General features: G+C 43.7%; 4 protein-coding genes and 2 pseudogenes. 2 read left to right on the top strand and 4 right to left on the bottom strand.

Translation table 11 applies throughout. The features are described 5' to 3' along the window. Nucleotides 1–285: pseudogene (locus PPOP_RS09770) on the bottom strand (helix-turn-helix domain-containing protein); the annotation flags it as partial. 424 nt (nt 286–709) lie between these two features. Between PPOP_RS09770 and PPOP_RS24150 the strand changes: the two are divergent. After that, nucleotides 710–832, top strand: a complete 123-nt coding sequence (locus PPOP_RS24150; RefSeq protein WP_234399770.1) for a YjcZ family sporulation protein — start codon at nt 710–712, stop codon at nt 830–832. Nucleotides 833–2,208: 1,376 nt separating this feature from the next. On the opposite strand, the pseudogene PPOP_RS25885 reads toward PPOP_RS24150, so the two are convergent. Together PPOP_RS25885 and PPOP_RS09755 are read right to left on the bottom strand one after the other, a co-directional pair. Next, nucleotides 2,209–2,784 (bottom strand): annotated as a pseudogene (locus PPOP_RS25885) (transposase). A gap of 1,664 nt (nt 2,785–4,448) precedes the next feature. After that, complete coding sequence (locus PPOP_RS09755; RefSeq protein ID WP_006286118.1) at nt 4,449–4,664, bottom strand: DUF3006 domain-containing protein; 216 nt, start codon at nt 4,662–4,664, stop codon at nt 4,449–4,451. A gap of 514 nt (nt 4,665–5,178) precedes the next feature. Between PPOP_RS09755 and PPOP_RS09745 the strand changes: the two genes are divergently transcribed. Further along, entirely contained in the window at nt 5,179–6,153 is a 975-nt protein-coding gene (locus PPOP_RS09745; protein WP_006286116.1) for a diaminopimelate dehydrogenase, read from the top strand. Nucleotides 6,154–6,250: 97 nt separating this feature from the next. Here the strand turns inward: PPOP_RS09745 and PPOP_RS09740 are convergent. Further along, nucleotides 6,251–7,336 (bottom strand): tyrosine-type recombinase/integrase (locus PPOP_RS09740; protein WP_148277893.1); only part of this gene is annotated, 1,086 nt, incomplete at its 5' end.

The following is a 7,336-nucleotide window of genomic DNA, read 5'->3' as shown; positions in this document are numbered from 1 at the left end:
TGCCATAGGCTTTTCGATTCTTGTGGAAGATGTCCACAATGGCTTCGGTGACGTCATCTTCCTTGGCTGCTTCTTTGGCTTCATAATAGAACGTACTTCTGGTGATTTGCAGGACACCGCACATTGCTGATACCGAGTAGTTATCCCGATTGCGATCCAGCGGTCTAAGGCCGAGGCGGTGAGGCCATATTCCTCCATAATCGCTGCTCTGGACTTCCCGTTTTCATAGAGTCCTACCATTTGTTTCTTGAATTCCGACGTAAAAGTTCTTCGTTGTTTTGGCATGTAGAGCTCCCCTCCTTAAGATGATAGGTTTATTCTACAAGCCCTTATTTTTATTGTCCAACTAAGTGTAGCCGATCCATCCATTTGATCTGTATGATGCGTCTTTTTGTCTCTTTGAATTTTGTAAGTATCTTTCTCCCGTACTACTATACTTAGGCTTAGCCGATGGGGAAGTTCACTGTAAATTTGTAAAAGAATACTAAAGCTGATGAAGGAAGAGAACTTGAATATAAAGGAAAAGCAGCCGTCTTATGTGTCGCGATGTCCGCTCTCGGCGGTATTGTGGGCTGGATGGCCCGAAAATAGGACGGGAAAGTCGTCGTTCCAACAAGCCTAAATATTTCTGTATGGGATAATAGCCAAGGCATAACGAAAGCAACTTCAATACGATGATTATGTACCTAACGAAAGGAGGGAATCTCAAATGGGTGAAGTTGTTGGAGGATATTCGTGCGGATCTTGTGGCCTCGGAGGTCTCTGGACTTCGACGGGGGTAATCCTGGTTCTGTTTATCTTGCTTGTTATTGTTTCTCGTGCATTTATCTAAATGATTTGTTTTCACTCATCGTTCACCTTTATCGTATGCCCTGCGCTTCTTCGGCAGGGTTTTTTTGTTTGCTAATTTGATGGTAAGCCGGTTCAGCAGAATGATAATTCAGGATATCATTGGTTTCATTACAGAACTGAACAGGCTCAGGGGTAGTTTGCCGTATTTGGACATGTACCCCAAAAAAACAGGAGTTTTCTTACAAATTATTCAATTGGAAGAGATTATTTACTACCAATTCACACCATAATGCCTTATTATTAATGTAGATGTTTTGGATTTTATAGAATTTGTTGAATTTCTTGGCGCCGTTATTCAATGCTAGTAAAACCCCTAAACATCTGGTAAGAGAGATACACAACCTAATAAATTTGCAGGACGCGTCTTTGCATTTTTTTATCACTGTATACTTTTTTTCATCTTTTGACCCCTTTTAAATTAAAACAGTTAGGAAGGAATAACTACTATGAAAAAATTAGTTGTATCTACTATGGCGGTAATGACTGTCTTCACTTTCTCAGCTTCTGGAGCCTTCGCTTCGAGCCTTTCATATGGCCAATTTAATAATGTTGGTTTTAATCCCGTGAATTATGGCTCGAACATGAATCCCGTGAATTATGGCTCGAACACGAATCCCGTGAATTATGGCTCGTATAGGAATCACATGAATGATGGCTCGAACACGAATCCCGTGAATGATGGCTCGAACACGAATCCCGTGAATGATGGATCGTACATGAATCGCACGAATGATGGATCGTACATGAATCGCACGAATGATGGATCGTACACGAATCGCACGAATGATGGATCGTACATGAATCGCACGAATGATGGATCGTACATGAATCGCACGAATGATGGATCGTACATGAATCGCACGAATTATGGCTGGTACATGAATCACATGGATGATGGCTCGTACATGAATCACATGAATTATGGCTGGTACACGAATCGCATGAATGATGGCTCGAACACGAATCGCGTGAATGAAGGCTCGAACACGAATCGCATGAATGATGGCGCGTGCATAAATTCAGAAAATAAGGGGATATTTCCGCCAAACGGTAGCCCCAGCATATTTCATGGGGCAGGAAGAAGTAACTGTGAAAACAATAATTATATAAACTATATCTATAATTGACAGTTCTCGCTTTCCCGCTGTAACCCTTCTCTCGATCCGTCTGGGTTGACAAAGAGAAGGAATTTAAGGTAGATTATGATAATAAAATAAAGTACGTAGATTGCATGGCTGAAGGAAAACTCATCTAAAAGTTTACCTCCAGAAAACTATGGTTAAAAGGCAACCGCTTTTGGTTGCCTTTTAACATACATATGCGACCAGGCCTGTTGATTAACCAAATTACTCCATATCAAAATAATCGCGATTCTCCTAACAGAATGCAATGAATCCGTAACTGCCACTCGACAGGAAGCGAACAGAAAACAACTATTCGGGCAAACCGGGAAAACGAAAGAACAGCATGCCGAAGCAAGCTGGTGTTTGTAACATCATACAGCCATTTAAGAAGAACATAGGTAATCAAGGCTCCAAAAAGCTGACCAAATACGGCATTTTCAGTCGTACCGAACAACGTAGGAACGTTTACATGTTGCTTGATCCAGTGGAAAAAGACTTCGATCTGCCAGCGCGCTTGATAGATCTAAGCCAACTGTTCGGCGGTAACATGCATTAAATCGGTAACGAGACGAATCTCTCGCCCCTCAAAATCCTGAAAAATGACTACGCGATGTCGTTCCTTGGATCGGCATTGAGCCGTTCCAAGATGGCAGGTCAGATCCCGGAGAATTGAAGATTCAGGTGAAGAATACCGGCGCAGTGCCCTAGGCTTCTCTAGATGGATATGGTCCCGAAGCCGGATCACAAACGATTGTCTGTCTTGTTTGAAGCGGTCGATCCGCTCCAGTTTTCCATAAGCTCGATCCATGACCATGATGTAATCAGGATGCGTCAATTACTCGCTTACAGGTCCGTCATGCTGAGAGCCTACGGTCTCTACGACACGGAGAGGTTGGCTGTCGTTTGCCCGTAGAGCCACATGAAATTTAATCCCTGCCCGTTCTCCGAGGTAAGGGGCCCAAGGCAGACGAGTTTTCCCTACCGTAACCGTGGTGGAATCAATGAGCAGTAATAGAGACTTCAGAGGCACTGCCGGAAAAACACGAGTAATGGACCTGAGGCAAACCGCACGAAGGAGCGAGATCTGCTCCAGCACGGTAACTGGACCACTCCTGTGAAGCTACCGTGCACCAGTATTGTAGCAAGTGATATACTGTGAATTTCCGAGCCTTGTCTACATAACCAAGTCCTTTAACCACAATTTCTGGTTGGCCTATTTTTGAAAGTGTATTAAGATGGCGGTAGCCGGGAGAACGTGCGGCTTTTAGGGGGAAAACCCCGGTCCAGAAGGTGTCGCACTTTATTTTACAATCCGTCATTTGCAAGTTTGATGGTAAGCCGGTTCACATAGTAACCAAGCGAGAAAGCCATACCTTTATCCCCGAATTTAAAAACCAGAAAAGTACGATCTAATGTCATCTGCCCTCGACCGGTGGATTCATCAGAATGATAATCCAGGATATTATTGGTTTCATTACAGAACCGAACAGATTCAGGGTTAGTTTACCGTATTTGGACTGGACCCTAAAAAAATAGGAGATATCTTACAAAATATTCAATCCAAAACTATTATTTACTACCAATTCACACCATAATACCTTATTATTAATGTAGATGTTTTGAATTTTGTAGAATTTGTTGAATTTCTTGGCGCCGTTATTCAATGCTTGCAAAACTCTAAACATCTGGTAATAGAGACACACAAACTAATAAAATTGCAGGACGCGTCTTTGCATTTTTTTACCAATGTATACTTTTTTTCATCTTTTCACCCCTTTTAAATTAAAACAGTTAGGAAGGAATAACTACTATGAAAAAATTAGTTGTATCTACGATGGCAGTAATGACTGTCTTCGCTTTCTCAGCTTCTGGAGCCTTCGCTTCGACCTGTTCGTATGGTCAATATAATAATGTAGGTTTTAATCCCGTGAATTATGGCTCGTACATGAATCTAATGAATTATAATCCGTACATGCATAAGGTAAGTAATGGATATTCCGGCCAATCCGTAACCCCAACATATTTTATGGCAGCAGGAAGAAGTAACTGTGGAAATAATAATTATATGTATTATGGCTATAAATGACAGTTCTTGCTTTCCCACTGTAACCTGCGTAGATTGCATGGCTGAAGGAAAACTCATCTAAAAGTTTACCTCCAGAAAACTATGGTTAAAAGGCAACCGCTTTTGGTTGCCTTTTAACATACATATGCGACTCTGATTAGGCACTGTTATCCACACCGATTTGTCCGTCAGTATAAGTGGCAACCGTACGACAAAAAGCACCGCTCCCGCTTCAGAGCGACCGTATTATCTAAGTTGAGGTCTTCGTGATCTCACCGGCCGCGATGAGACGGTAACCAAAAACTGCAACTTACCCGAAATGGCTACGCGATATCGGCGAGGGAGCGAATCTCAACTTCATGCCATTACTCTAGAAACGGTTCGCGAAGCTCTAGGATAGAAAAGCTTTAATCCTCGAATAGCTCATTCATCAGCTCATCCATTTCTTGTTTTCGTTTTTTCGTCTCTTCTTTATCGAGAGTGAATTGATTGCCGTTAATAGTTACGACGTCTCCCGCCTCGGCTTCTGCCGGCAACAAATACTTTGGATATTCAACGGTATGGCCGTCCACTTCAATCAGGGCCAGATCGCATTCAAATCGGTCGATTATCCCTTTGAACATACGGATCACCTCACTGTCTTTGAAATTTACTTTTTACATCGCTGATAGCGGTTGTTGTTCCTTACGTGTCTATCTGGAATGTTTTCATACGCTGTTGGCTTCAGCATCACCGGTAATAAGGTAAGAAGTCTCTTAATACTTCAAGTGTAACATGGCGCTCCATTCATTTAAATCCTTGCCATATTCCTTAACAGGGGCGACCCATTCGGCCGTATCGTTTTCAAGCGGGATGGTGACTCCGCTCTTGGCTACCTTGGAAGCGTTGAGTATATCGTCCAGACCGCCCATAGGATCGGTGTCCAGATAGTTCGCAATGACAACATCAAGCGGTTTGACGCTAAGATGCTAGAGGGCCACGACATCCTGCTCGACACCCGGGTCGCAGCTTGCCGCTTCTTTTTGGCGTACGCAAGGAGTGGACATGAAGTGCAACATGTTCTCCGAATAATCTATGTCGGTAAGCCTTTGTCCATATTATACTTGTGTTAGAAAAGTTGAAGGAGATGAACGTACGATGTCAGCTATACGTATCGGAATTGTAGGTTACGGCAACCTTGGAAGAGGGGTCGAGAAGTCGATTCAGCAAAATCCAGACATGGAGCTTGTCGCTGTGTTTACCCGCAGAGATCCGGGCTCGGTGCAAGCGAGCGTTCCGGTTGTATCGTTGCAGGAAGTGGAATCTTATACAGACAAAGTCGATGTCATGATCTTGTGCGGCGGCTCGGCTACGGATCTGCCGGAGCAGGGACCTGAATTGGCATGCCTGTTCCATACGGTGGACAGCTTCGATACGCATGCGCGCATTCCGGAGTACTTCGAAGCCGTTAACAGTGCGGCACAAGCGTCGGGGCATGTGTCTGTCATCTCTACGGGATGGGATCCGGGCTTGTTCTCCCTGAACCGCTTGCTGTTCGAAGCGGCGTTGCCGCAAGGCGTGGAATATACCTTCTGGGGACGCGGCGTCAGCCAAGGCCACTCGGATGCAATTCGCCGCGTAGAAGGCGTCAAAAATGGCGTGCAGTACACCATTCCTTCCAAGGAAGCGGTAGCTGCTGTCCGCAATGGGGAACAGCCGCAACTGTCGACACGCGACAAGCATCTGCGCGAGTGCTTCGTTGTGGCCGAGGAAGGCGCGGACAAGGCCCGCATCGAAGCGACAATCAAAAACATGCCGAACTACTTTTCCGACTATGAAACGATTGTAAACTTCATCAGCGAAGAGGAGCTGAAGGCAAATCACTCGGCGATGCCTCACGGCGGTTACGTCCTGCGCAGCGGTGTGACCGGCGAAGGTACGACGCAATTGATGGAATTCAGCTTGAAGCTGGGCAGCAACCCGGAGTTCACGGCGAGCGTGCTCGTCGCCTACGCACGGGCGGTATCCAAGCTGGCGGCACGCGGAGAAGCCGGTGCACGCACCGTATTCGACATTCCATTCGGCCTTCTGTCGCCGAAATCGCCTGAACAGCTTCGGAAAGAGCTTCTGTAGCTTATATATCAAGGTTTTTCTTCCCTGAACCATCTTTATGGTTTGGGGATTTTTTATGCCAGAAAAACCACGTGACCATATTTTGACCATATTGAGTTCATAGCTCAAGATACTTTTGGAACTTAGTTGCTGTTTGTTCTTTGACCGTTTTCGTGACATGTGTATAAATGTTCATGGTCATTTTGATGTCTGAGTGACCTAAACGTTCCTGAACTTCTTTTATGCTTGCGCCTGCTTCGAACAACAATGATGCATGTGTATGACGAAGACCATGGACGGTAACTTTGTGAAGTTTATTTTTGCTGATTATATTATTTAGTTTGTCATTAGGGTATGCCAACCTTAGCGGGGTTTCATCAAAACGAGCAAACAGTAGGAGATTCGATTCAACCCCATTACCAGCGGCTAACAATTGCTGCTTTCTATAAGTGAGCCATTTTTTTAACAATTGAAGTGTGACACTGTCTAAACTTATCGTCCTTCTTGATGTTGTAGTTTTGGATGTTTGAAAAGAAAATGACTTGTCTTCATAATAAAGAGTCTTAGTCAACGTAAGTGTTTTATTTGCAAAATCAACGTCAGACTCATGTAATGAGAGTATTTCTCCTTTCCGAGCCCCAGTGTAAATGAATAGATGGAACAATACATAATCCATAAAATCATCACTATTTTTCATAATCATCAAAAATTGTTTGATTTCATGTTTCTCCCAATAGTCTCGTTCCTCAATAATTCCTTCTGTTACAAAATTTGAACCATCTTTTGGAACTGTCACATAGGCCATTGGATTGTGAGGAATAATATCCATTTTAACAGCATATTTGAAAATTTGATTTGCGTAGATTTTCATGGCATCCACAGATTTGATGTTTTGTGCAATTTTATTGATGACCTCTTGGCAATATGGTTTTGAAATGTCCCGCATTTTCAATTTACCAAAATGGGGAAGTAAGTGTTTTTCAATCTTCTGTTTAGTTGTCTTCCTAGTGCTTGGTTTAAGAGTTGGTGAATGGGTTGCAAACCATTGCAGATAAACCTCTTTAAAGGTTAACGCCTTCGCTTCTCCTACAAAAGTGCCATTGGCTAAATCCGAGGCCACTGAAGAACTTGCGTTTTTCTTCGGAGGCGGTGCAGATAGTATAAAAAGAAGACATTCACCCCGCGTTTTGGAGATGAATGTCTT

It is taken from the genome of Paenibacillus popilliae ATCC 14706 (assembly GCF_000315235.1).
GTDB classification, from domain to species: Bacteria; Bacillota; Bacilli; order Paenibacillales; family Paenibacillaceae; genus Paenibacillus_B; species Paenibacillus_B popilliae.
The sequence above is the reverse complement of the archived record's forward strand: the minus strand, read 5'-3'. Positions and strand labels throughout refer to the sequence as shown.

Excerpts from the sequence above, each read along its gene's own strand:
- PPOP_RS09755 (WP_006286118.1), bottom strand. The coding sequence starts at position 4,664 with ATGTTCAAAGGGATAATCGACCGATTTGAATGCGATCTGGCCCTGATT.
- PPOP_RS24150 (WP_234399770.1), top strand. The coding sequence starts at position 710 with ATGGGTGAAGTTGTTGGAGGATATTCGTGCGGATCTTGTGGCCTCGGA.
- PPOP_RS09745 (WP_006286116.1), top strand. The coding sequence starts at position 5,179 with ATGTCAGCTATACGTATCGGAATTGTAGGTTACGGCAACCTTGGAAGA.